Below are 21,501 nucleotides of genomic sequence, written 5' to 3'. Positions count from 1 at the left end.
CTAAAATCTCCCAAGTTTATGTGTACGGATTTGACGGCAGGGGTCACTCCGGATCACCCCTGATACACTGGATTCTGTGTATCTACCATGTTATTAGAGTCCTCTTTTCTCAGTATATTTTCTTAGTAACCCAATTTATAGCTTTTTTTCTCAAATTAACTTTTAAACTATCCAATGTCCCATCGTCTGTGAAAGCACATCAATCATGATATCGTCGCTGATAATTACTGCAGGTAGATTATAGTCTGTTCGTTGCACGGTTAACTCAGTATAAATCCGCTATGAGGTTAGGGTCTGTTGAACATTCAAATGTGGAACTGGCAGTGGCTATTTTTTAGACAATGCGCAGTGAAATTTTTGACGCCCAGTCATTCTAGGTTAGACAATTTCGCCATGTATTGGCAAAAAATAGCTCTGCCCTGAAAGGCTGATACTAAAATCACCCCAAACGTTGTTGTAAACCTAGCTAAGGTCTCGACATTATCGTCGGTTTACGCCTGATTTGATAAAAGGTTTGGGACGATTTTAGCAATCAGCAGTCCTAATATTTGAATGTTCAACAGACCCTAAATTTATTTGACGTATGCATCGTACTATTCATAGATAGTTTTATTACATCAAAATTATTTAGATTTTCTTCTAATATTAATAGAAGGGTAGGCCTTACAATTAGTTAACTAAATTCATAGTTTGACAGTCTAATTCCATATTAAATGTTCATTTAACGACCTTATTATTCCTACCAATTTATCTCTCATCAGATGCCTATAACCAAAAGTATTTAATAGCAAAAATATTTATTAGTTAAGGGTTTCATATTCAGCTCAATGCGTTACTATTACTACCTTATTCGTGAAGTCCTCATACTTGACATTCTGTATTAATACCATAAGAAAAGGATAGGTTATGCGCTATGAAGTTATCGTTATCGGTGCAGGCATGGTTGGCACCTCAGTTGCGTGGCATCTACAAAAGAACGGTTCGCAGGTGTTGTTGTTAGACAAAAAGCTACCCGGGTCAGAGACCTCATATGGCAATGCAGGCCTCATCCAGCGCGAAGCGATTCATACGCATCCATTTCCGCGTCAGTTGACTGAGATGATCAGAGTATTACCCAACCAAGGGACGGATATTCGCTATCGTATCCCAGCTATCTTGCGTTATCATCAGGCGCTTTTACAATACTGGAAATACTCTACGCCCGCCTCTGTCAAAAAAATAGAAGCAGAGTGGCAGACGTTGATTGAGCATTGCACCAGCGAGCATCAAACCATGATTAGCGCCTCTGGTGCTGATGAGCTAGTTACTCGTGATGGTTGGTTGCAATTGCATCGCTCGGAGGAGACCTTTAAAGAAGCGATTGCCTCTGCTATTGATGCTCGTAACCAAGGCGTTGAGCATAACGTATTAGACGTTGAAGCATTAAAAGCCATGGAGCCTAGCGCCAATTTTGAAGGTTTCGTTGGTGCAATTCATTGGAAAAACTCTTGGCAAGTGTCAAACCCAAGCTCGCTTGTAAAAGCCTATGCGAAAAACTTCCAAGACATGCAGGGCACGATAAAAGAGAGTGATGTAAAAGAAATCGTGCAAGACGGTGAAGGTTGGAAAGTCATCACTGATAATGACACTTACTATAGTGATAAGTTGGTGATTGCAGCAGGCCCTTGGTCTAATGACTTGATCAAACCACTTGGCTACAATTTACCCTTGTTCCCGATGCGTGGCTATCATCAGCACTTTAAAGTGACGGATAAAAACAATATCAATCACAGTATGTTTGATATGGATAAAGGCTTTGTCATGGGGCCAATGCAGCAAGGTATTCGCATCACGACCGGTGCTGAGATGACCACAATGGATGCACCAAAGAACTTCGGTCAATTAAAAACGGTATTGAAGTTTGCTCGCAAAATCTTACCATTAGAAGATGCGGTTGAGAGCGAAGCGTGGGCAGGATCACGTCCTTGTATGCCGGATATGAAGCCAGTTATTGGGCCTGCAGACAAGCATGACAAACTATGGTTTGCGTTTGGTCACAGTCATCAAGGCTTTACATTAGGGCCGATGACAGGTCGTTTGGTTGAAGAGATGATTCATGACAAGCCGGTACTGGTAGATGTAGCGCCCTTTAGCGCTCAACGTTTTTCTAACTAAGCTCATATCAGATTAACAGCATATCTGAATAGCTCAACAAAGACTTAAATTCATAAATTGAAGGTATACAATATGATAAAAAAGCTACATAGCAATCAGCGTATGAGTAAAATTGTCGTTCATAATCAGACCGTTTATTTGTGTGGTCAAGTAGGCAATGCGGAAGATGACATCAAAGCACAAACCTTGACTTGTTTGGAAAAGATCCAAACGTTGTTAGAAGAAGTGGGTAGCGACAAGTCAAAACTGCTATCAGTGACAGTCTGGATAAAAGACATGTCGGACTTTGCCGAAATGAACGAAGTATGGGATAACTGGTTTGAGGGTATCCAGCCGCCCGCGCGTGCTTGTGGCGAGTCAGCATTGGCGCGTCCTGAACTACTGGTTGAGATGATAGCCATCGCGGCTGAGTAATAGACTGATTGTAATATAGGTATGAATAAAGAGGGCATGATAGCAATATCGTGTCCTTTTTTATTTGTCAGATCGCTAAAGTTAAGCGTACTTTCTAACATTCAGTAGTATGAATAAGCCGCTTTTTTAGCGGATTTATTAATATCTATTGTTTTGTGCTTAATGCTTGCAACCTGTACGACGCCAAAGTCAAAGAATATATAGTCAGTGAAAAGTAATATCGATAAGTAAGCTCGATTAAATTTGTTGCACATATGTCTAATATTATTATACATTCTCTAAGTCAGCTGTTATTATGTTTCAGCAATAAATCTGATAGTTTACTTTACATAAAGATGTCTTTGAGGAGTGCAGTATGGGAATCGTAGGAATTGCTTTATTTTTTATCGCTTTAATTATATGTATAATTTACGGGATTAAGTTGATTATCATTGCCTTTCAAGAGTCGACTGCTTGGGGACTCATGTACTTATTTGTACCTTTTGCTAATTTGTATTTCGTTTTTACCAGATGGGAAAAGACCAAGTCTCCATTTTTGAAAACCTTAATCGCCATCCCGTTATTGATTATAGGCGCTATGCTAATGCCAATGCAGTCAGCTGTTGGATATTAGAGCACGTCCTCAATTAAACCGATAGGGCTCTAAATGGGCGCGCTTTGGAATGAGTAGCGCCCATTGATTGATAGTCAAGAAATTGGCTTTATATTGTTGCTTGCGGTTATCATCGAGTAGTAATTGAGACGTATTAACAGCTACTTCATACTTTGACCCAAGCGTATCGCTGCGGCAATATTGACCGCAGTCGTTTCGATATTTTTATAAGCGTTTTTAAATACCTTATCAATAGAATCTAATTTTTGAATACTAGGCATGACAACATCGAATTGGCTGGTCTGAGCAGGGTTGAGTCCGTCAACGCTACCACAAATAGCAATCACAGGTTTGTGACTAGACTTGGCGAGTTGACTAATACCGCTAGCTACTTTGCCCATAGCAGACTGCACGTCAAGCTTACCTTCGCCAGTAATAATCAGATCAGCATTTGCAATATGCTGTGATAAGTTGGTAACTTTTGCCACTGCATCAAAGCCTGATTTTAACTCAGCTTGGCAAAAGCTCATTAACGCATAGCCAAGACCACCTGCAGCACCAGCACCCGCTATGTCTTGGTAATTCTGATAGCCATGTTGCTCACATACACTCGAAAAATGCGTTAGCGCTTTATCCAAATCATTGATTTGTTGCGGGCTGGCGCCTTTTTGAGGGCCAAATATTGCACTGGCACCCAACTCGCCACATAAAGGGTTGGTGACATCACAGGCTACTTCAAATACTGTCTCCAGCACACTAGTATGGAAGTTTGTCGCATCTAATCGTTGCAAGTTGGCCAGCGCGCCGCCGCCTTGGGCTAACGTATTGTCGTCACTATCATGAAACGTCATGCCAAGCGCCATCAACATACCAAGACCGGCATCGTTGGTGGCACTACCGCCCAGACCGATAATGATGCGTTTAACGCCTTCATCTAAAGCATCCGCAATAAGTTCGCCAACGCCGTAACTACTCGTAATTAATGGATTTCTTTCTTCAGTCGTTAATAAATGCAGACCACAGGCTTGAGCGATTTCAATTACGGCTGTCTCATTTTTTAATAGCAGGTACTTGGCAGTAATTGGTCGCATGAGTGGATCGTTCACCACCACGTTTTTCCAGCGCCCACCTAGTACATAAGACAATACTGCAGAAGTTCCTTCACCGCCATCTGCCATGGGTAGCAGCTTATAGTCAGCGTCAGGAAACACTTGACTGAATCCAGACTGGATAGCGTGGCAGACATCCAATGCTTCTAGGCTTTCTTTAAATGAGTCAGGGGCGATTAAAATTTTCATGAAATACTCTACGATTATGCGAGTTGGAATTGTGCAATTAGGCCAATCATATCATTATAAATTGGATAATCTGCTACCATAGTCTCCTGTTTCATTTATAACATTTAGGATGATTGCCTTGATCACATTTACTGCGCCCACTATTGCCAATATAGAAAACAATGACCTACGTCAGCAGCTACAACAAATTATAGATCTAAAAACCAAACCACTTGGCGCACTGGGTCGCTTAGAGACACTGGCACTGCAATTGGGCATGATCCAAGGGACGCTTACACCGAATATTACCCAACCACAGATTCGAGTGTTTGCCGCCGATCACGGTCTAACCAAGCATGGCACATCCGCGTATCCTAGTGCGGTCACTGCGCAGATGGTTTATAACTTTTTGCAGGGCGGTGCTGCTATCAACGTTTTGGCGCGTCAGCACAATATCGAGCTAAAGGTAGTCGACGCTGGTGTAGATGCAGACTTTGCCAGTTCTCCTTTTAAAGACCATCCACAATTGCTCGATTATAAAGTCCGTCATGGTAGCCGAGATGCGCTAACAGAACCTGCCATGACAGAGCAGGAATGCTTAGCTGCGCTAGAAAACGGTATGAACGTAGTAAAGGATATGGTTGGCAACCTATTAATTGTCGGTGAGATGGGTATCGGTAATACTTCAGCGGCGAGTCTTTTATTGGCACGATTGGGTAATGTAGCAATTGCTGATTGTATTGGTCGTGGTACTGGTCTTGATGATGCAGGGCTACAGCATAAGACAGATATTTTAACGCAAGTATTAGCGCGGCACAGTGAAGTGCAAGCACCATTTGATATACTTGCGGCATTAGGCGGACTTGAGATAGCCATGATGGCAGGTGCGCTGATTCAGGCCGCCAGTGAACGCCGCATTTTATTAATCGATGGTTTTATTGCTAGTAGCGCGTTGTTGGCTGCTGAGCGCCTAGCGCCCGGTGTTGCTCAATATGCTATCTTTGCCCATCATTCGGTTGAACCGGGGCATGCGCATTTATTAAAGCTGCTGAATGCTGAGCCATTACTCAATATGGGTATGCGCTTGGGCGAGGGTAGTGGGGCCGCGCTTGCATACCCGCTATTGCAGTCAGCTTGTGCCATTATCAATGAGATGGCAAGCTTTAGTGAGGCGGGTATTAGTGAGCAAAATAGCTAATGTCAAAGCCACTAAAGCAAGAATCAAAAAAGCTATCAAATCAACCAGAGCCTTCACAGCAGTCATTGTCTAAACTAAGTGTTGGGCAATTTATAAAGCATGAATGGCTATTATTACTGGTTGCCACTCAGTTTTTGACACGATTGCCTGTACCGTCATTCAAAAACTATAATCCGCAGTGGCTACACGAGAGCAGCCGTCATTTCCCCGCAGTCGGTTTGTTGGTTGGGTTACTTTGCGCTGGCGTGTTTTGGCTCGGTAGTATTTTATTTACGCCTCTAGTTGCTGCAGTACTGAGTACGGCTTTTGGGATTAAGCTTACGGGCGCTTTTCACGAAGATGGTCTTGCAGATAGCTGCGATGGTTTGGGCGGTGGTCTGACTCGCGAGCGCACGCTGACTATTATGAAAGACTCGCGCTTGGGCACCTATGGCGTGTTAGGTTTGGTGTCAGCATTACTGCTAAAGATTTCCTTATTAGCCAGCATGTCATTATCGGTGGCTATCGTCGCACTGATTATCGGACATACGGCTTCACGTTTGCTATGTATTAGCCTGCTTGCTCTATTGCCTTATGGCGGTGAGATAGAGCATGCCAAGGCCAAACCTATGGCGCAGCAGCTGACAGCGTTACAAGGATTGTTCAGTAGCGGCTGGTTACTGGTGGCAGGCGTTTTAATGATGGTTATATTTCCTAATGCCATACAGCAGATTAGCGTTGGTCAGTGGTTATTGGCTTTGGTGTTGGCGCTAGTTGCGACTGATTATATGCGATGCTTATTACGTAGGCGTCTGAATGGCTATACGGGTGATGGACTAGGGGCGACACAACAGCTTAGCGAAGTTGCGATATATGCTGGGTTGGCAGCGGCTATACCTTTTTTATAATTCAAAAGAAATCTTTAGAAAAGGCTAATCAATCAATGGTTCTTTATATCTGGCGTCATCCAAAGCCTATTGCAGCTAATGGGTTTTGCATCGGACAGACGGATATCAATGTCGATAAACGCAAAATTAAGCGTCTGGCTAATAAAATACAGCGCTTTACCCGTTTGCATCAGTTGCCTAAAGTCATTTGGGTAAGCCCATTACAACGTTCATTGAAAGTTGGGCAGATATTAGTGCAACGAGGTTTTCACTGTCAAGTTTCGCCTGAGCTTGCTGAGATTGATTTTGGCGAATGGGATGGCCGACCTTGGGAGCAAATCGCTAAGCAAGAGATTGACGACTGGTGTGATAATTTTGCAGACTTTGCGCCCGATAATGGGGAAAGTTTGCAGGAGTTATTTGACCGTGTTGAAGGCTGGTTAAATAAAGCTTCAGCCGTACAAGACCACACATCAATAATAGCTGTCGGTCATGCTGGCTGGATAACAGCAGCTAAGATGATTGAAGCTGGACAGAGTGTGCCAAAGATAGCAGCTGATTGGTCTCAACCTGTAAGCTATCAGCAACGTAGTAGATTAGATTTTCATCCAAAAAAACTGGCCATATATGATGACCAGTCCTTGTAAAAAGCTATGATATGTACTCATAAATGAGCGTTTTATTAAGCTATCTTATCGAACCAAGCTTTTTTGCTTTGAGCAGTCATAGAATCGAAGCTGACATAAATACCTTTATCATCTAAAGTCGCATACCAATGATCGTCATTGCTACCCGTTAATAATTGAAAGTATTTATCATTAACGATCCGACCTACCGTATAGGTTTCACCTTCTAAATAAAAGTCATTACCTTGTGTGCAAAGTAACTTATCGTTAGTGCTTATCATATGATCCTGTCTTATCTATAAAAAAGATAGAATTATAATATCAACTTAATCAGTGACAATAAAGAGGCTTTCATAGGGAGTATCTTATTGTTAAGTATATGTTTTTAGGTTATTTGTTGCTGAATACTATCAACATAGACTTTGGTATGACAAAGAAGATTTGAATACGGGTTTTAGTCAGATATCAGCTGTATGAGGATCGCATCGTTATGGTTGCTTCATCTCTATACTATTAAGAAAACAAAGGAAAGGACATAAAAAAAGCCAGCAACATAAGTTACTGGCTCTTTTTTAGACTTGAACTAGGGCGTGTCTTCAATTCACTCGATAGTCATCTAAATGGGCTAAATCTTGCCAAACATCGTCAAATAGCTGGTTAATATCCTGATATTATCTACGCTATTTTTCTTGTTTGACGGCAATTTATCTCATTTTTATCGCCATTTTTGAAATGAAGACACGCCCTAGATATTTTGAAGATTACTCTTCAGAATAGTTTTCGTTCTCGTCTTGTGCTTCGTCTTCTTCAGCTGAATCTTCGTTATCACCATCTTCAGAAAGAATGGTCACTAAGATGCTAGCAGTAACGTCATGGTGTAGTTGAATATCAACATTATATTCACCAATTTGACGTAAAGTGCCTTCAGGTAGCTTGATTTCAGCACGGTCTACTTCTAGACCTGAGTTAGTCAATGCTTCAGCGATATCGCGAGTACCGATAGAGCCAAATAGCTTGCCTTCGTCACCTGATTTAGCACGCATGATAACATTAACATCAGTCAATGCATCAGCACGTTCTTGAGCGATAGCGACTTCTTTAGCTTCTTCAGCTTCAAGCTCAGCACGACGTGCTTCGAACTTTTCAATGTTAGCTTTAGTAGCAGGTAGTGCTTTGCCCAAAGGGATAAGAAAGTTACGTCCGTAACCTGGTTTTACATCGACAGTTTCACCGAGTTTACCAAGGTTGACGATACGCTGTAACAAAATAATTTGCATGAGTCACTCCTAGTTAACGGTTAACCCTGATGGTTGTCAGTGTACGGAAGTAGCGCAAGATAGCGAGCTTGCTTGATAGCAGTCGCCAGCTGACGCTGGTATTTAGTAGACGTACCGGTAATGCGGCTTGGTACGATTTTGCCATTATCACTGATGTACTGTTTTAGCAATTCAACATCTTTATAATCGATGTGAGTGATGCCTTCAGCAGTGAAACGGCAGAATTTGCGACGGCGATAGAAACGTGCCATGAGTATTCTCCTTTAATTAGTCTTCACTGTTGTCGTTGTCGTCATTATCGTTTTCACGACTGTCTGGACGACGAGTAGTTGCTTTGCGTGCGCGTTTTTCATCGGCATTCTTGGCTAACTGCGACTCTTCAGTGACAGCGTCGTCACGGCGCATAACTAGGCTACGAATGATCGCGTCGTTATAACGGAATAATTCTTCAAGTTCAGCTAAAGTCTCACCGTCAGTTTCAACGTTGAAAAGAACGTAATGAGCTTTGTGGATCTTGTTGATTGGGTAAGCCAGTTGACGACGGCCCCAATCTTCAAGACGATGGATAACACCGCCATTGTCTTGAACCAACTTGATATAGCGTTCGACCATGCCGACCACTTGGTCGCTTTGGTCTGGGTGTACAATTAACACCAGCTCGTAATGTCTCATTTGGACTCCTTACGGATTAGTAGCTATTAACCCTATGTTAATAGCAAGGAGATTTATAAGGTAAACTCAGTCTCATAGAGAGAGGGTAAGCTTAGGTTATAAAGCGCCGTATTATAGCAGTAGTCAGGCACGAAAACAAAGGTTAATACGCGACTACTGCTAATAAACGAAAAAAGCAACGGCTAAGCGCTGCTTTTCTCATAGCATCTGTGTTTTTAAGGTGCGATATTTTTGACTATTTTACTTTTGGTTGTTTGACTAATTGACTGCTATCCGCTTTTACCACTAAGGTTTTGGCAAGTTTGTCATGCCAACCGATGTTTTGCGGGCTTTTAGACGCCATATAATAATGGAGAGCTAAAGGTATGAACACTAGAAACGTTGTAGAAAAAGGAATGTAAATTAATGCTAGTAAGAAAGTACGTATACCAACCAGTCTGATAAAAGAAGGTAGACGATGAGTAGTCTGGTCGACAATACGAATTCCCGTAATAAGCTTACCTAACGATTGACCTCGTAAAATAATAAACAGTAACTGTAAAGCTATAAGCCCAAAGACCGTAGCATTAGACATTAGCTGTGTAGCGTTAGGAATACTTTCCGATAGGCTCAAAGAATACTTAATCAATTCATCCATATTCTGTAGATCTGCTGGCATACCGCCCAATTCTCTCATAGCTAGCATCAATGGAAGGAATGCCATTATTAATAGTAGCCAATCAAGAGCTGTCGCCAATACGCGCGACATAATAGGCGCAAGCACCACATTGCCAACGACTTTGTCTTTGGCTGTACTTTTCTTATTGGTAGCCGTTTTATCTAAGGACACGTTATTATGCGGTGTATGATGACGGTTGCTTGTCATATCTACTTTCGCATTTTTAGCGTTATCTTTTGGACGTTCAGGCTTGCCATATAGTCTGTCTAATGACACGCTTTTTCCGTCTTTAGCGCTGCTGGTTTCAGCATCTTCGGGAAACACGGTGACATTATTGATAATAGAGTCATTAACTTCAGGGCTGCTGATATTAGCAGGTCGATACGCCCGTTGGTTGTTGGTTAAATTGCCAACTCGCTGCCATTGGTCTAAGCCGTCGTGCCAGATCAAATCATCCAGCAAAACCTCACCAGATGTCAGCATAATATTGAGCTGATCCAAAGTGTATGGACCGGCTTGTACGTTATTTCGAGCTAGGAAAATCTGCATAATTGCCTGCATAGTTAGTCATATATTAAGTCGCTACTGTAAGACATAGTATTAGGGTCTATTCAAGATTTTTCAAATAGACCCTAATGGTTGTATCTTCAATGACTGTGTGAATTACCGCTGTGACTTAAGTTACGGCTTACTTTGCTTCTTCACCAGCTAAGAAGAACCACGTATCTAATACTGAATCAGGGTTCAATGACACTGAGCTGATACCTTGCTCCATGAGCCAGAACGCAAGATCTGGATGGTCTGATGGGCCTTGACCGCAGATACCGATATACTTATCAGCTTTGCGGCAAGCATCAATCGCCATAGACAGTAGTTTCTTAACAGCAGGGTCACGCTCATCAAATAGATGCGAGACGATACCTGAGTCACGGTCAAGACCAAGCGTTAACTGGGTCAAATCGTTTGAGCCGATTGAGAAACCATCGAAGTGTTCTAAGAACTCTTCTGCCAATAGCGCGTTGGTTGGTAGCTCACACATCATGATAATGCGTAGACCGTTTTCACCACGTTTCAGACCATTTTTCTCGAGCAACTCAATCACTTGAGCGGCTTCATCAACGGTACGCACGAATGGAATCATAATCTCGACATGGGTCAGACCCATCTCGTCACGTACGCGCTTAAGGGCTTTACACTCAAGCTCAAAGCAATCGCGGAAGTTGTCAGAGACGTAGCGGCTAGCACCACGGAAACCAAGCATTGGGTTTTCTTCTGATGGCTCGTATAACTTACCACCCAACAAGTTAGCGTATTCGTTTGACTTAAAATCTGACATACGAACGATAACGGGCTGATCCATAAATGCTACAGCTAGCGTTGAGATGCCTTCGACCAATTTATCAACATAGAAATCAACTGGTGAGGCATAACCTGCGATACGCTCATTGATTGCTTGTGATATTTCACGTGGCAAGCTGTTCATATTTAGCAAGGCTTTTGGATGCACACCAATCATACGGTTGATGATGAATTCTAGACGTGCAAGACCAATACCTTCGTTCGGCATTTGGGTGAAAGAGAAGGCGCGATCTGGGTTACCAACGTTCATCATAATCTTAAAGGCAAGCTCTGGCATAGATTCAACAGAGTTGGTCTGTATTTCAAAATCAATCTGACTCTCGTAGATAAAGCCGGTGTCACCCTCAGCACAAGAAACGGTGACGTCTTGACCATCAACCAACAGTTCAGTGGCATTACCACAACCAACGATAGCTGGAACACCAAGCTCACGCGCAATAATAGCGGCGTGACAAGTACGACCACCACGGTTGGTGATGATGGCAGAGGCACGCTTCATGACTGGTTCCCAATCAGGATCAGTCATATCTGAAACTAAGACATCGCCATCTTGGACTTTGTCCATCTCATTTAAGTTGCTAACGATACGTACTTTGCCCGCACCAATGCGTTGACCAATTGAGCGGCCTTCACACAAGATTTTTGCATCAGTTGTATTGATGATATAGCGTTCCATGACATTGCTGTCTTGGCGGCTTTTTACGGTTTCTGGACGGGCTTGAACGATAAAGATTTCATTGGTATCGCCATCTTTGGCCCATTCGATATCCATCGCTTGACCGTAATGCTTTTCAATGGTCATTGCTTGCTTGGCAAGTGAGGTCAGCTCTTCGGTAGATAATGAGAACTGCATACGATCTTGTTTTTCGACATCGACGGTTTTGACAGATTTAGTCGTGCTGCCTTCGTCACCATAGATCATTTTCTTATGTTTGCTGCCTAGGTTACGGCGAATAACCGAAGGCTTGCCATTGGCTAGCAATTTCTTAGAGATATAGAATTCATCTGGGTTCACCGCACCCTGTACGACCATTTCACCTAGGCCATAGCTTGAAGTGATAAAGACGACTTGATCAAAGCCACTCTCGGTATCTAGGGTGAACATCACACCAGCGGCGCCAGTTTCTGAACGTACCATGCGTTGTACAGCAGCAGATAGCGCAACGCCTTCATGCTCAAAGCCTTTGTGCACGCGATAAGAGATAGCACGGTCGTTATAAAGAGACGCAAAAACTTCTTTAATCGCGATTAGGACGTTATCAATGCCGCGAATGTTTAAAAAAGTCTCTTGCTGACCGGCAAATGAGGCATCTGGCAAATCTTCGGCAGTCGCAGAAGAACGTACAGCAACGGCGATGTCTTCGCCGCCACTCATGGTTTCGAATGACTGACGCACTTCTTGCTCTAGATCGCTTGGCAGCTCTTGCTCAATAATCCACGTACGGATTTTTTTACCCGTAGCAGCCAGCTTATTCACATCATTCACATCTAATGTTTTTAGCTCGCTATTGATTTTGTCAAGTAAGCCTGTTTCTGTCAAAAAGCGATTGAACGCATTTGATGTGGTGGCAAAGCCGCCTGGAACGCTGACACCCAAATCAGATAAATGGCTGATCATCTCGCCAAGCGAGGCATTCTTGCCACCGACCATCTCAATGTCGTCTTTTCCTAGCTGATCAAGATTGATTACAAGTGCTGTAGATTGCGCTGCCATGATAACTCCAGAAAATAAGGTTATTTAGTAAAGATTATAACGGTCGATTATACCCCTATATTTAAAGAATTTCGAGACCTTGAACCAAAAAATTCGTCAAAAAGATACAAATTGTCGGGATTGCTACATAATTTATGGCAGCCGCCTGAGTATTTTACTTTTGAGATCCCTCTAAAATTTTAATATTACTGGCATAGCAGGGTGTCATTATGGTTATTTAAATGTCTAAAAATGAGTAAATGCTGGCCAAAATCGCTTTTACCGTTTTCATACTTATATTTTTCATACCTATATATAAGACACAATCTATAAAATATAAAACACAATCCATAAAATATAAAGTTAGGTTTTATATAGTCGATGAATAAAATCATGCAGCGCAATACAGACCGTAAAGGCGCGGATGTGTCACTGTTTGCCGACAACATTGATTTCTATTGAGCCGCTATTATGCGTATAATGAAGCGTGCAATGACTTGCATAAATAACCTAACAAATAATTAAAATAGTAATATTGATTAAAAGACGAGCAAAAAGCGACAAGCTAACTCTAGGCCACTATTAGGGTTTTAACCGAGGTGTTAAAGAGGTGTTAAAGTTATGTACTCAAGCAATCTATCCGAACAAGATAAGCCCACGATTCAAAATCATGATGCGTTAAACTTAGACAATTCACAAACCATAAGAAGTGCGTTTTTTATCTCTGATGGTACGGCTATTACGGCTGAGACCCTTGGACGCGCTATTTTAAGTCAGTTTGCTTCAGTGCCTTTTGAGACCCGCGTGCTGCCCTATGTTGATAGCGTAGAGCGGGCTGAAGATGCCGTTGAGCAAATCAACATGGCTTATCAGCGCGATGGTGTGCTGCCTTTGGTGTTCGATACCATTGTCAGCCCTGAAATTCGCGAAAAAATTAACTCAGCAACCAGCTGTAATCTAGACATGTATGAGGGTTTGATTGGGCGTGTCGCTGAAGAGACTGGGGTAGAGCCAGACGGACATTCAGGTCATGCACACGATGATGTCGACTCTGAGACTTATAAAGAACGTATCGACGCGGTTCATTTTGCCTTGGATAATGATGATGGCGCACGTACGCGTCATTATAATGCTGCTGACATCATTTTGGTGGGCGTGTCACGCTCGGGTAAAACCCCAACGTCATTATACTTAGCCTTACAATTCGGTATCCGTGCGGCCAATTATCCGTTGACCGAAGATGACTTGTACGACAACCAATTGCCAAAAGCATTGCGTGAGCACAAAGACAAATTGTTCGGTCTGCTTATTGATACCGATCGTTTGGTCAAAATTCGTCAAGAGCGCCGTGCTGGTAGTCGTTACTCAAGCTATCAGCAGTGCCAGCAAGAGCAACGGGCGATACAAGGGATTTATATTACTCACGGTATTCCGAGCCTAGATGTCTCAGAGATGTCGGTGGAAGAGATTGCCACGCGTATCTTACAGATGACGGGTCTTAAACGCCGTATTGGCTAACGCTAGCGGCTGGTCATACGTCAGCGTTGACCAAAAAAATTTGTACCACTTTATATATGACAGTCTCATTTAAAACCATTTCACTTAAAACCATGCCTTTATCATATAGAGAATATTATGAGTTCACCTTATAAGTCTAGAAAGACACCTTTATTACTTACTAGCCTGTTGTTAAGCGCGGCTACTTTGCTTAGTGCTTGTCAGACGTCACCATTTGCACGCGAGCCGGTACCTGAGCCACGTTATATTCCAACTATCGTGTTAGGTGAAGCGCAAACGCTTACCGTGATGCCAAATCGTGTGGCATGTGCTTCGGCCTTACCGATGCAGTGCCTGCTGGCTAAATCGAGCAAAGATGGTAGCGTGTTTCAGATTCCTTATGATTGGATCGATGATTTTAAACCAAGCCTTGGCACTGAGTATGTGATTAGCGTGCGTCCACAAATAGATGAAGGCAAGCAAAGCTTGACAGGGCATTGGACATTGCAAAACATCCTATCACAACGTATGGTGGGCACTCTTTAGCAGCATGACCATGGCTCATCTAAGCAGTGATTCACTCATAGCCTACAGACAGATAAATAAAGAAATAAAGAGGACACGATGGGAAGCAAAAAACCAAACGACGCTACCAATGATATCGGTGAAGACATTCATACTGAAGTGTCTAATAAAGAGAGCGGCACAGCGCCGACGCCTGAACGCACAGAAGGGCAAAACAAAAAAGAAAAAATTGAACAAACGCATGAGCAAGTCAACGATGACATCATGCACCATCCTGACTTAGTCAATCCGCTAGACGATACCCGTATTGATGTAAAGTCAGGCTTTACCAAAGACTCTGAGCGTATCAAGGGTGATAAGCATCAGTTTGAATATGATGCGGTGGTATTGGGCGCAGGTCCCGCTGGTGAAGCGGCTGCCATGAAGCTTGCTAAATCAGGCAAAAAAGTTGTAGTCATCGATCCACGTGAGCAAGTCGGGGGCAACTCTACTCATGTCGGCACGATTCCGAGTAAAGCCTTACGCCAATCGGTATTTAACTTGATTAACTTTCGCCGTGATCCGATGTTTACCAAAGCGATGGAGTATCATCAAGTACCGCTAAATAAGGTGCTCGCCAACGCCCGCAAAGTGATACGCAATCAAGTCAGTACCCATACCCGCTTTTATGAGCGCAATCAGATTGAAGTGATTCATGGCTGGGCAAGCTTTACCGACGCGCATACCATCCGTGTCGAACTCGACGAAAATGTCTTTGAAACCGTTACTTTTAATAAAGCCATTATTACGGTCGGTAGCCGTCCTTATCGGCCAGAGATTTTAGACTTCACTCATCCACGCGTTTTTGACTCAGATAAAATCCTGCAAATGGATTATGTGGTCAAAAAAATCATCATCTATGGTGCTGGGGTCATTGGCTGTGAGTACGCCTCTATCTTTACTGGTCTGGGCTATAAAGTCGACTTGATCAACAATCAGAGCAAGCTACTCAGCTACTTAGACAGTGAAATCAGTGATGCGCTAGCGCATGACTTTAGACAATTTGGCGTTCTGATTCGCAACAACGAAGAGATCGATCATCTTGAAACTCACGATAATTGTGTCATTTTGCACTTAAAAAGTGGTAAGAAAATCAAGTCTGATGCGATCCTTTGGTCCAATGGTCGCTCAGGGAATACGGAAGGCTTAAACTTAGAAGCTATCGGCTTAGAAGCCAATAGTCGTGGTCAGCTAAAAGTGGATGATACCTACCGTACTGATATCGAAAATATCTATGCGGCTGGCGATGTGATTGGCTGGCCATCTCTGGCTTCTGCCGCTTATGACCAAGGTCGCTGTGCGGCAGCCTTTATGGTTGGTGATAGTGACGCAGAGCCAGTCTCGAGCGTCCCTACTGGTATCTATACCATTCCAGAAATCTCTAGTATCGGTAAGACCGAGCAGGAGCTAACGGATGAGCAAGTCCCTTATGAAGTAGGACAGGCTTTCTTTAAGCATCTAGCCCGTGCTCAGATCATCGGTGAGCGCACAGGCGTATTAAAGATACTATTCCACCGTGAGACCCTTGAGATATTGGGGATTCATTGCTACGGCAACCATGCCTCAGAGATTATCCATATTGGGCAGGCGGTCATGAAATGTAATAATACTCTTGAGTATTTCGTTAATACGACCTTTAACTATCCAACGATGGCAGAGGCTTATCGCGTCGCGGCACTCAATGGTCTTAACCGCGTTTTCTAAGCGGTAATAAAGACTGAGTTCATAAGTAAGAAAGCGCCTAACTATAATGTAGGCGCTTTTTTTATGTGTTAAGACGTGTCCTCATTTTAAAAATGGTGATAAAAATGAGGTAAGTTGCAGTCAAACAAGGAAAATAGTGCAGATAATATCGATACATGATGCATTGCTGATATCCATTTTTCTTGCTTGCTGTGCCTGCGCAGACAGAGGCTGCAAAAAATTGATATCAGCAATACCGTTGTGTTTTTAGGATATTTTGACTGTATAAAGCTATAAGGCACTTATTTTTTGTGAGGTGCGCCAGCGAAATAGCAGCAGTAATGCAAAGTAAAATGCCCACAAGCCTGCCAGCGCATAAAAGCTCATAGCGACTTGAGCGATACTCGCGCCCATTTGATTAAGCTGCACAGAGGTATTGATAGCGGGGGTAGTCGGTATCAACCAACGTACAAACTGCAGTATTTCTGGTAGTTGGTCGGCAGGCCAAGGATAGCCACTGATAAAAAATAACGGTAGCGAGCTAAAGATTAAAATTTGCAAACTGCGCTCACGTTGCCGGAACCATAGTCCGAGCAAGCAGCCAAGCGTCGCGACGGTCGGACAAAATAATAGCAAGAATAACAAACTGCCAGCCATGTTTTGTCCGCGTGCATAATGATGTAGCTCAAACGCCCAGCCATAATAAAAGCAGCCGATGATAAAGCTTAGCGTGCTGAGCGCAGCAATACGTCCAAGCCAGCCGCGTATCGTAGTCCTGTGGCGGCGCTGCTCATACCAAGTACCGATCAGCATCGCAGTGGCCATGAGTAACGTCTGCTGCAAGATAATAATGGATACCGCTGGCACTACGTAAGCACCATAACCTTCGGTTTGGTTATATAAAGGAATAATCTGTAGCGGTACGGCTTGGGTGTTTTTGGCAGCGGTAGGCGAATACGCGCCTTTTGCCACGTTTTTTTTCACTTCAATGCCAGCGGATACTGTACTGACCGCTTTTAAAAATCCTAACTGTACGTTTTTATTTAAAATAAAATAACCACCATTACCCAGTACGCTCACGCTAGCCGCTTTACCCGATAGCACTTGCTGTTCAAGGCCACTGGGTATAACCATGTAACCGGCGATTTGATCCGACCATATGGCCTCAATGGCATCTTGCTCATTGACAAAGCGCTGGGTATTTAATTGCGGGCTGGCACTCGCATAACGGACAATTGTCCGAGATAAGTTGCTATTGTCTTTATCGATAATACCAACGGGTACGTGATTGACTACTTCAGTGGAATACGGCCATGGATAAAAGAAGCCATAAATAATAGGGGCGATAATCAACATCAAAACCACGCCTTTATCGGTAAAGATGTCTTTGAGAGTCTGTAAAAAACTGCCCAAGAAGCTCTGTGACGATGACAACGTGGCTGATTGCGCAGGCGTCTTTAGTGGCTTGTTTTTCGGTAATGATGACATTAGCGTGCTCCCCAACGTTCAGGATGTGCCAGTGCGCGTTTGCTTAACACAGCAGTCAGACCCATAGCAATAATGGTCGCTAGCGTTAGTCCGTAAATGATTGGCAGCGATATGGCAACAGGGGCGTTCATCTGTAATTGGGCGATATGTAGTTTTAAATAATGGGTGAGCGGTAGGGCATTTGACCAGTGTTGGGCGCTATCACTAATGGCGATATAAGGAAAAGTGACGCCTGCAAAAGCGTAAGAAGGTGCCGAAATAAAGCCGGTAGATGACAAGCCCATGCGCAACGAAAATGAGCCTAAGGTAAATATGGCTCCCAGCCAAAATGACAGCATCATCAGTAATACTAGACCGATATAAGTGACAATAATTGAAGCGAGAGCGACCGCTTGTTGCGGCGTGGCGAGCCATAGCGCCAATGCGGACCAAATACTGTAAGCCAACATCGGCCAAAAATATTTGCCTAATAAGCCAAATACTAGGACGGCAATACTCACTTGCTGAGTTTTTTTGATCGCTGCTAATGGTTTGGTTGCATCGCTACGGCTTTGCTTATGGTCTAGTGTAGAGACTGTGTCACTGTCTACGAGTGCCGTCAAATCGGGTCGACCGGTATCAATAAAAGTGTACCAGCGTCCGATGCGTCTATCCCGCAACTCGCGTCCAATCGTCGTTGCGCCAATAACCATCGCCAAAATATGAAGCAGCGCAGGAATCACGGTGGAGGCTAAGAACTGCTGATAATCGGTTGCCGCATTAAACAAACTGATGCGCTGAATACTGATTGGTGAGTAAGCAATCGCCGCTTGCGAGGGTGCCATGCCTTGTTTAACCAACCGCTGTATCTCAACGCTAGCAGATAAGGTACCAGCGACAGACTGAACGCTTTTTTGAATGATACCCGAGTGTGTACCATACTGGGCATTTACTTGTAAAATCAGCGGTGCTGGTTTGCTAGACAAAATATTACGCGAAAAATCCTCAGGGATAATCACGACTGCATAAATATCTCGTTGCAGGATTGCCGCTTCAGCAGCGGCGGGCGAGTGATAAAGTTGTCTGACAGTGATATCAGGACTGGCCTCAAGGTAGCGCACAGCGGTATTGGCAATCGGGCTATTGTCTTGATCAATTACCCCAATCGGCAAGTTGGTAATTTGCGTTTGCGAAAAAATCCACCAAATCAGCAGCACCGTGACCAAGGGTATCCAAATCACCATGGCAAAATCCCAAGGATTTTTGGCTAAAAATCGCCGCTCGTACACGGCACTACGTACAAAAGCATCCCTGAGCTGAGCTTTACGCATGGCTTACTCTTGGCTCTGATTGGCAGCGGTTGGATTGATACGGACGATGACACTCATTCCCGAACGAATCCGCGCATCAGGTTTGCTCGGTCGCGCCTTGACCTCAAAGGTACGTACATCAAAGCCATCATCATTATTGGTGGGTCGCCACGTTGCAAAGTCAGACAATGTAGACGTTGCATAGACAGTAAACTGTTTGCTGTAAGGCTTGTCCGCTGATGATAATGCGGGAATAGTACCGGTAAATTGCTGACCAATGGCAAACTGGTTCAAATAGGTTTCAGTGACATTCAGTACCACCCATTGATCGTTGGTATTGACCAACGTTAATAGCGGTACACCTTGACCAATAACTTCACCGGCACTGACTATTACGTTATCCACGATACCAGCAATCGGGCTTTTTAAGTTGGCTTCTTTTTTTGCAGCCAGTGCCTCGTCTAACTGAGCATCGACTTGCGCCACTTGGGCGCTAGCGGCAGATTTGTCTTCACTGCGCGCACCTTCCATTGCCAAGTCGTACTGCAAACGTGCGGCCTCGGTTTGATCTTGGGTTGCAAGATACTGGGCATAAGCTTCATCGCGCTTCTGTCTTGCCATGAGACCTTCTTCATAAAGGCGATTGACACGCTGATAGGTATTTTCTGCCAAGTCAGAGGCCGCTTTATTGGCTTGCCACGCCGCCTTTGCTTGGGCAATCTCTTGCGGACGTGCGCCATTTTCGGCTTTGTCCAGCTGACTTTGTGCCATCTGCTTACCAGCCTCAGCCTGATTAATCTTTGCATTAATCTCAGGCGAATCCATCTCAATCAATTGCTGGCCAACCGTCACCTCATCCCCTTCAGTGACCATAATCTGAGCGATACGCCCTGGTACTTTTGCAGCGATGGAGGTTTGCTGCATTTGCATTTGCCCTTGTAGGGTAATGATGTCAGGTTCGCTGCTTTGGTTACTTTTATACAAACCATAAGCGATAACGCCTAAGGCAATCAGCACGAATAAGGCAAGCAACGCCTTTTTTATCATGGCCGACTTATCAGATTTAGGATTATCACGATAAGTAGGCGTTGCCTGTTCTGGTTCCACGTCAGGTATGTCTTCTGCAGAATCGACTGACGGCTGATCATTATGAGACAGCGTTGACTCATCAGTCGAACCAGTTGATTTGCGTGAGTCGTCTGATTCGTTTGGAAATTCAGTCATGACAGTGAGATTCCTAAAGCAATAAAGTTGAGAGTGAAAAGGGTAGGGTAAAGTCGTTTTGACCTAGTACACTCGAATAGCATAAGGCTTGGCGTTTTCTATGGTTTCAAAATTAAAAATAGCACCAAAAGCGACAATAAATGCTGAGTAATAAAGCCACAGCATAATGACTACCGCTGCTGAAAGTGCACCAAATTCAGCGCTATAGTTATTAAAGTTTTGCACATAAATCGAAAATAACACAGACAATAGAATCCAGAGAACGGTAGCTAAGGCAGCGCCTGGCACTAGATTTTTTAGCGCTACGGCGTCACGGTTTGGCGCAAAACGATATAAGCTTAAGAAGCTTAAGAATATAATACTAGCCAATATCGGCCATCTACTCCAAAGCGCAATGGTCTTAGCGATTTGCGGAAAAGGAAAATAAGCCGCCGCCAAAGGAATAATAGCGATAGAGGAGATGGCTATAATTAAGACCACAACGGCAGCAAAGGTTAAACTAAGTGCTCGAATGGTGCCCTGTATAAAGCTGCGCTCTTGAGTGATATGAAAGGCAATATTAACCAGGATAATTAAGGATTTTATGCCTTTGGAGCCTGCATACAGGGCTAGTAGCGTCGATACAATCAAACCAAATGTCAGTTTGGATGCGGTGTTCGAAGCCAGCTCGCTTAAGCGTGAATTAAGAATCTCATAGACAGACTCAGGGATAAACGGACGTAAAAGTGAAATCTGCTCTTGCATCTCAACAGGTGAAAAAGCGAGACCATAAAGCAGTACAAACACGGCCATTGCTGGAAAAATAGATAAAAAACCAAAAAATCCTACGTTCGCGCAATGTGCCCAAACATTAGAATTGTTTGCTATACGCCATGTTTGAAGCAAGTGCGGTAGCCAATGGGTTACCTTAAAAGTCAGTTTTTTCATAAAACGCTTATTCACAGTAGAGCTAGGGTTAGTAGTATCGTAA

General features: G+C 43.6%; 20 protein-coding genes. 9 read left to right on the top strand and 11 right to left on the bottom strand.

Features of this window, described 5'->3' with window-relative positions; translation table 11 throughout:
- Window positions 1–906 precede the first annotated feature (906 nt).
- The 3 genes from CXF65_RS02775 to CXF65_RS02765 all read left to right on the top strand — a co-directional run bounded on the left by CXF65_RS02775 (window position 907) and on the right by CXF65_RS02765 (window position 3,181).
- The gene (locus tag CXF65_RS02775) at window positions 907–2,154 is read left to right on the top strand and encodes an NAD(P)/FAD-dependent oxidoreductase (RefSeq protein ID WP_101210964.1); all 1,248 of its coding nucleotides are present in this window, start codon (window positions 907–909) and stop codon (window positions 2,152–2,154) included.
- A gap of 75 nt (window positions 2,155–2,229) precedes the next feature.
- Entirely contained in the window at window positions 2,230–2,568 is a 339-nt protein-coding gene (locus tag CXF65_RS02770; RefSeq protein ID WP_025653328.1) for a RidA family protein, read from the top strand.
- 355 nt (window positions 2,569–2,923) lie between these two features.
- Window positions 2,924–3,181, top strand: coding sequence for a hypothetical protein (locus CXF65_RS02765; RefSeq protein ID WP_025653330.1), 258 nt, complete (start codon window positions 2,924–2,926; stop codon window positions 3,179–3,181).
- 140 nt (window positions 3,182–3,321) lie between these two features.
- On the opposite strand, the gene CXF65_RS02760 is transcribed toward CXF65_RS02765, so the two are convergent.
- On the bottom strand, window positions 3,322–4,458 hold the full coding sequence (locus CXF65_RS02760; protein ID WP_025653331.1) for a glycerate kinase: 1,137 nt from the start codon (window positions 4,456–4,458) through the stop codon (window positions 3,322–3,324).
- 109 nt (window positions 4,459–4,567) lie between these two features.
- On the opposite strand from CXF65_RS02760, the gene cobT reads away from it, so the two are divergent.
- From cobT to CXF65_RS02745, 3 genes are read left to right on the top strand one after another with little or no spacing between them, the layout of a single operon-like run.
- The gene (cobT, locus tag CXF65_RS02755; RefSeq protein WP_101210963.1) at window positions 4,568–5,635 is read left to right on the top strand and encodes a nicotinate-nucleotide--dimethylbenzimidazole phosphoribosyltransferase; all 1,068 of its coding nucleotides are present in this window, start codon (window positions 4,568–4,570) and stop codon (window positions 5,633–5,635) included.
- Window positions 5,635–6,522, top strand: a complete 888-nt coding sequence (gene cobS / locus CXF65_RS02750) for an adenosylcobinamide-GDP ribazoletransferase (protein ID WP_101210962.1) — start codon at window positions 5,635–5,637, stop codon at window positions 6,520–6,522. The genes cobT and cobS overlap by 1 nt, the downstream gene beginning before the upstream one ends.
- A gap of 35 nt (window positions 6,523–6,557) precedes the next feature.
- Window positions 6,558–7,148 carry a histidine phosphatase family protein gene (locus CXF65_RS02745; RefSeq protein WP_101210961.1) on the top strand — a complete coding sequence of 197 codons (591 nt, stop codon included), beginning with the start codon at window positions 6,558–6,560 and terminating at the stop codon, window positions 7,146–7,148.
- A 35-nt stretch (window positions 7,149–7,183) separates the two neighbouring features.
- Here CXF65_RS02745 and CXF65_RS02740 read toward each other — a convergent pair whose 3' ends face one another.
- From CXF65_RS02740 to ppsA, 6 genes are all read right to left on the bottom strand, one after another.
- Window positions 7,184–7,408 carry a hypothetical protein gene (locus tag CXF65_RS02740; RefSeq protein ID WP_025653335.1) on the bottom strand — a complete coding sequence of 75 codons (225 nt, stop codon included), beginning with the start codon at window positions 7,406–7,408 and terminating at the stop codon, window positions 7,184–7,186.
- Window positions 7,409–7,888: 480 nt separating this feature from the next.
- On the bottom strand, window positions 7,889–8,404 hold the full coding sequence (rplI, locus tag CXF65_RS02735; RefSeq protein WP_101210960.1) for a 50S ribosomal protein L9: 516 nt from the start codon (window positions 8,402–8,404) through the stop codon (window positions 7,889–7,891).
- 20 nt (window positions 8,405–8,424) lie between these two features.
- Window positions 8,425–8,655 (bottom strand): 30S ribosomal protein S18, encoded by a 231-nt coding sequence (gene rpsR, locus CXF65_RS02730; protein WP_025653340.1) that lies wholly within the window; start codon window positions 8,653–8,655, stop codon window positions 8,425–8,427.
- Window positions 8,656–8,671: 16 nt separating this feature from the next.
- The gene (rpsF, locus tag CXF65_RS02725; protein WP_025653341.1) at window positions 8,672–9,076 is read right to left on the bottom strand and encodes a 30S ribosomal protein S6; all 405 of its coding nucleotides are present in this window, start codon (window positions 9,074–9,076) and stop codon (window positions 8,672–8,674) included.
- 235 nt (window positions 9,077–9,311) lie between these two features.
- Window positions 9,312–10,283: an RDD family protein gene (locus CXF65_RS02720; protein WP_227523183.1), complete on the bottom strand. Its 972-nt coding sequence runs from the start codon at window positions 10,281–10,283 to the stop codon at window positions 9,312–9,314.
- Window positions 10,284–10,422: 139 nt separating this feature from the next.
- Complete coding sequence (gene ppsA / locus CXF65_RS02715; protein ID WP_025653345.1) at window positions 10,423–12,807, bottom strand: phosphoenolpyruvate synthase; 2,385 nt, start codon at window positions 12,805–12,807, stop codon at window positions 10,423–10,425.
- Window positions 12,808–13,407: 600 nt separating this feature from the next.
- On the opposite strand from ppsA, the gene CXF65_RS02710 reads away from it, so the two are divergent.
- The 3 genes from CXF65_RS02710 to sthA all read left to right on the top strand — a co-directional run bounded on the left by CXF65_RS02710 (window position 13,408) and on the right by sthA (window position 16,551).
- Window positions 13,408–14,304 carry a pyruvate, water dikinase regulatory protein gene (locus tag CXF65_RS02710; protein ID WP_101210958.1) on the top strand — a complete coding sequence of 299 codons (897 nt, stop codon included), beginning with the start codon at window positions 13,408–13,410 and terminating at the stop codon, window positions 14,302–14,304.
- A gap of 117 nt (window positions 14,305–14,421) precedes the next feature.
- Window positions 14,422–14,829 (top strand): DUF4377 domain-containing protein, encoded by a 408-nt coding sequence (locus CXF65_RS02705; RefSeq protein WP_101210957.1) that lies wholly within the window; start codon window positions 14,422–14,424, stop codon window positions 14,827–14,829.
- 78 nt (window positions 14,830–14,907) lie between these two features.
- Entirely contained in the window at window positions 14,908–16,551 is a 1,644-nt protein-coding gene (gene sthA / locus CXF65_RS02700; protein WP_101210956.1) for a Si-specific NAD(P)(+) transhydrogenase, read from the top strand.
- Between the two features lie 270 nt (window positions 16,552–16,821).
- On the opposite strand, the gene CXF65_RS02695 is transcribed toward sthA, so the two are convergent.
- The 4 genes from CXF65_RS02695 to CXF65_RS02680 all read right to left on the bottom strand — a co-directional run bounded on the left by CXF65_RS02695 (window position 16,822) and on the right by CXF65_RS02680 (window position 21,458).
- Window positions 16,822–18,018 carry an ABC transporter permease gene (locus CXF65_RS02695; RefSeq protein ID WP_025653350.1) on the bottom strand — a complete coding sequence of 399 codons (1,197 nt, stop codon included), beginning with the start codon at window positions 18,016–18,018 and terminating at the stop codon, window positions 16,822–16,824.
- Window positions 18,018–19,328: an ABC transporter permease gene (locus CXF65_RS02690; RefSeq protein WP_101210955.1), complete on the bottom strand. Its 1,311-nt coding sequence runs from the start codon at window positions 19,326–19,328 to the stop codon at window positions 18,018–18,020. The genes CXF65_RS02695 and CXF65_RS02690 overlap by 1 nt, the downstream gene beginning before the upstream one ends.
- 3 nt (window positions 19,329–19,331) lie before the next feature.
- On the bottom strand, window positions 19,332–20,531 hold the full coding sequence (locus tag CXF65_RS02685; RefSeq protein WP_025653352.1) for an HlyD family secretion protein: 1,200 nt from the start codon (window positions 20,529–20,531) through the stop codon (window positions 19,332–19,334).
- 63 nt (window positions 20,532–20,594) lie between these two features.
- Complete coding sequence (locus tag CXF65_RS02680; protein WP_025653353.1) at window positions 20,595–21,458, bottom strand: YihY/virulence factor BrkB family protein; 864 nt, start codon at window positions 21,456–21,458, stop codon at window positions 20,595–20,597.
- Window positions 21,459–21,501 lie beyond the last annotated feature (43 nt).

It is taken from the genome of Psychrobacter sp. Sarcosine-3u-12, assembly GCF_002836005.1.
GTDB lineage: Bacteria > Pseudomonadota > Gammaproteobacteria > Pseudomonadales > Moraxellaceae > Psychrobacter > Psychrobacter okhotskensis.
Note: the sequence above shows the minus strand (reverse complement) of the source record. Positions and strands in the feature narration are given on the sequence as shown.

Bases quoted from the DNA above. Each gene is read 5' to 3' on its own strand.
- CXF65_RS02775 (WP_101210964.1), top strand. From the start codon at position 907: ATGCGCTATGAAGTTATCGTTATCGGTGCAGGCATGGTTGGCACCTCA.
- CXF65_RS02765 (WP_025653330.1), top strand. From the start codon at position 2,924: ATGGGAATCGTAGGAATTGCTTTATTTTTTATCGCTTTAATTATATGT.
- CXF65_RS02760 (WP_025653331.1), bottom strand. From the start codon at position 4,458: ATGAAAATTTTAATCGCCCCTGACTCATTTAAAGAAAGCCTAGAAGCA.
- cobT (WP_101210963.1), top strand. From the start codon at position 4,568: ATGATTGCCTTGATCACATTTACTGCGCCCACTATTGCCAATATAGAA.
- cobS (WP_101210962.1), top strand. From the start codon at position 5,635: ATGTCAAAGCCACTAAAGCAAGAATCAAAAAAGCTATCAAATCAACCA.
- CXF65_RS02745 (WP_101210961.1), top strand. From the start codon at position 6,558: ATGGTTCTTTATATCTGGCGTCATCCAAAGCCTATTGCAGCTAATGGG.
- CXF65_RS02740 (WP_025653335.1), bottom strand. From the start codon at position 7,408: ATGATAAGCACTAACGATAAGTTACTTTGCACACAAGGTAATGACTTT.
- rplI (WP_101210960.1), bottom strand. From the start codon at position 8,404: ATGCAAATTATTTTGTTACAGCGTATCGTCAACCTTGGTAAACTCGGT.
- rpsR (WP_025653340.1), bottom strand. From the start codon at position 8,655: ATGGCACGTTTCTATCGCCGTCGCAAATTCTGCCGTTTCACTGCTGAA.
- rpsF (WP_025653341.1), bottom strand. From the start codon at position 9,076: ATGAGACATTACGAGCTGGTGTTAATTGTACACCCAGACCAAAGCGAC.
- CXF65_RS02720 (WP_227523183.1), bottom strand. From the start codon at position 10,283: ATGCAGATTTTCCTAGCTCGAAATAACGTACAAGCCGGTCCATACACT.
- ppsA (WP_025653345.1), bottom strand. From the start codon at position 12,807: ATGGCAGCGCAATCTACAGCACTTGTAATCAATCTTGATCAGCTAGGA.
- CXF65_RS02710 (WP_101210958.1), top strand. From the start codon at position 13,408: ATGTACTCAAGCAATCTATCCGAACAAGATAAGCCCACGATTCAAAAT.
- CXF65_RS02705 (WP_101210957.1), top strand. From the start codon at position 14,422: ATGAGTTCACCTTATAAGTCTAGAAAGACACCTTTATTACTTACTAGC.
- sthA (WP_101210956.1), top strand. From the start codon at position 14,908: ATGGGAAGCAAAAAACCAAACGACGCTACCAATGATATCGGTGAAGAC.
- CXF65_RS02695 (WP_025653350.1), bottom strand. From the start codon at position 18,018: ATGTCATCATTACCGAAAAACAAGCCACTAAAGACGCCTGCGCAATCA.
- CXF65_RS02690 (WP_101210955.1), bottom strand. From the start codon at position 19,328: ATGCGTAAAGCTCAGCTCAGGGATGCTTTTGTACGTAGTGCCGTGTAC.
- CXF65_RS02685 (WP_025653352.1), bottom strand. From the start codon at position 20,531: ATGACTGAATTTCCAAACGAATCAGACGACTCACGCAAATCAACTGGT.
- CXF65_RS02680 (WP_025653353.1), bottom strand. From the start codon at position 21,458: ATGAAAAAACTGACTTTTAAGGTAACCCATTGGCTACCGCACTTGCTT.